This is a genomic window from Kitasatospora sp. NPDC001225 (genome assembly GCF_053597855.1).
In genome coordinates this window covers 1-2,510 of sequence record NZ_JBSFJC010000354.1, presented here as the reverse complement: position 1 = coordinate 2,510, position 2,510 = coordinate 1, and the positions used below count along the sequence as shown (strand labels likewise).

The following is a 2,510-nucleotide window of genomic DNA, read 5'->3' as shown; positions in this document are numbered from 1 at the left end:
GCGCCAGGCAGGCGCGTACCGGCGGGAACGGCGCGAACATCGCCCCTACCAGGTACGGGTCCAGGTCCTGCCAGAGCTGTGACAGCCGTCGCCAGGCGAGCGCGTCCGGCCGGCCGAAGCTCCGCCCGATGTCGTCGATGTTCGCCTCCGGTCCGCGCCGCAGCAGTGCGCAGTGACCGTCGGGCAGGGGATGGGCGAGCACGATCGGCGCGTGGCTCCAGGCGAGGCCGTGCTCTTCGAGGCGCAGGGCCGCGATCACCGCGAGGCGGCGGCCAGCGGGTAGAACGAGCTGAACAGGTCGCTGACGTAGTCGGGGTGGACGCCGCGGTCGCTGCGGACAGCGCCGCCGGCCTGGTCCTGGGCCTCCAGCACCTCCACCTCCCAGCCGGCGTCGGCCAGCACGTTCGCGGCGACCAGGCCGTTCGGCCCGGCCCCGATCACGACGGCGTCGGCCATGACGGACCTCCCCCCGACGCGGACGCTTCCAGGCCGGCCGCCCGGGGCGCCTGCTCGACCGTGCGGGCGAGGCGGGCGAGCAGTCGGCGGTGGCGCAGATCCAGCACCAGGTCAGCGGGCGCCGTGTGGAGGCTCCCGCCCAGGCCCCGCAGCGGGTGCTCGTCGACGATCACCAGTGTGGCGTCGCCCCACGCGATCAGCTCGATGGCGATCCGGACGGTGCCGAGCCGCCCGGCGAAGGCCTCCAGTTCCAGCCGGTGCCCACTGTCGGACACACGTACGACGATGTGGCCTTCGAAGCGGAACGGGCCGGCGCTGACGGTGTAGCGCAAGCTCGACCCGACTGCGGGCCACCGGCCCTCACCCGGGCGGGTCCGCCCCGTGCCGGGCACCCACCGGCCGTACGCGGCCGGGTCGCCCAACACGCTCCACACCGCCTGCGGAGCCCGCTCTATCAGGACGTGTCTCACAGCCATCGGCTGTGCCTCCTTGTGTCCGGTCCCTGACGAATCACCCGTACCTCAAAAGGCGCATACCCGGTTAGTTCCCCTGAACGCGACACTCGCAGCGGCCCGTTCTCCGCCGTGGGGCAGGGCCACCCGTCCCACCGGAACCCCGACTGGTCGCCGCCGGGCCCCGTCCAGGGCAGCGTCTGTGCCGAGCCCGGCATGCCCGCCCACGGCCTGCGGGCCGGCAGGTGATTCCGCACGGACACCGGGCGGTATCACCCACGGCGGTTTCATCGCGGCGCGAGCGGTTAGCCGCTCTCCGGGCCTCGTTCGCCCACCAGGAGCCACGCCCGCGCTGTGGAGGAGTTCGGTGATGAAGGTTTCCGACTACGTGCCGCCGGCTGGGAGGCGCTGGCGGATGCGATCCTCGCGGAGACCTCCGCCGACTGCCTGCACCCCACCGGCCGGTGGCAGCGCTCCCCAGGCCGGACGGGCGTGGACGCGGCCCTGCTGCTGCCCGCCATCCGCGGCGCCCTGCCTGCCGAAGACCCGCGCGCCGTCGCCACCCTGCGAGCGGTGCGCGCCGATCTCGCGCAGGACCACCACGTCTACCGGTTCCGCCACGACCGGAGACCCCTTCAGGACGCCGAGGGCGCCTTCCTGCTGTGCGGATTCGTCATGGCCCTGGCGGAACACCAGCAGCACAACGACGTCGAAGCCGTGCGCTGGTTCGAACGCAACCGTGCCGCCTGCGGTCCGCCCGGCCTCTATGCGGAGGAGTTCGACGTCGCCCAGCGCCAGCTGCGCGGCAACCTGCCCCAAGCGTTCGTCCACGGGTTGATGCTCGAAGCCGCCGCGACGCTCGCACCCGGTCACTGAGCCCGTTGTGATCCGCCGCACCCGCGTGTCGGAGCAGCAGCGACCGCTGCGGGGTCTCGCCCGCTCGGCCCTGCCTGGCCTACTGCCCCCGCGGTTGTGCGAGCGCGCATGGCGGCGGTGTTCGCCTGCGTACGGCTTCGGGCTGCAGGACTGCCCCGGCGCCTCCAGGCTCCAAGCCGGGCGCGAAGGTTTGAGCCGTTGTCCGGCGGGCAGCCGCGCCCCACAGCGCGGGCGGCCGTGAGCCGCCTCGCACCGACCCCAGGACGGAGGGCTTTGAGATGACCACCAATCCCGGACCGCCTGGAGGACGCCCCCAGCCGCCCCCGGTCACGGAGGCTCCCCATCCAGGCCCTCCCTCGGGGGGCGAGCGCGATGCCAAGGACATCGCGCTGGACGCCTTCCGGGCCCCGGAGCCGGACGGTGCGCTCACCACCGATCAGGGGATCCGGGTCGACGACACCGACAACTCCCTGACCGTGGGCGAGCGTGGCCCGACGCTGTTGGAGGACTTCCACCTGCGGGAGAAGCTCACCCGCTTCGACCACGAGCGCATTCCCGAGCGGGTGGTGCACGCCCGCGGTGCCGGCGCGTACGGTTTCTTCGAACCGTACGAGTCGCTGGCCGAGTTCACCTGCGCCGACTTCCTCCAGGAGGCCGGCCGCCGGACCCCGGTGTTCGTCCGCTTCTCGACCGTCCAGGGGCCGCGCGGCTCCGCCGACACGGTGC

The 2,510-nt window shown here is 73.2% G+C and carries 2 protein-coding genes and 2 pseudogenes; 2 read left to right on the top strand and 2 right to left on the bottom strand.

Annotation, left to right across the window (positions count from 1 at the left end; genetic code table 11):
* Both ACWDCZ_RS40345 and ACWDCZ_RS40340 read right to left on the bottom strand, forming a co-directional pair.
* Positions 1-456, bottom strand: a pseudogene (locus tag ACWDCZ_RS40345) (phytoene desaturase family protein); the annotation flags it as partial.
* Positions 438-932 carry an SRPBCC family protein gene (locus ACWDCZ_RS40340; protein WP_375877468.1) on the bottom strand — a complete coding sequence of 165 codons (495 nt, stop codon included), beginning with the start codon at positions 930-932 and terminating at the stop codon, positions 438-440. The gene ACWDCZ_RS40340 and the pseudogene ACWDCZ_RS40345, both read right to left, overlap by 19 nt.
* A 375-nt stretch (positions 933-1,307) precedes the next feature.
* On the opposite strand from ACWDCZ_RS40340, the pseudogene ACWDCZ_RS40335 reads away from it, so the two are divergent.
* A pseudogene (locus ACWDCZ_RS40335) lies at positions 1,308-1,784 on the top strand (glycoside hydrolase family 15 protein); the annotation flags it as partial.
* 278 nt (positions 1,785-2,062) lie between these two features.
* On the top strand, positions 2,063-2,510 hold a 448-nt coding region (locus tag ACWDCZ_RS40330), incomplete at its 3' end, for a catalase (RefSeq protein WP_449818588.1).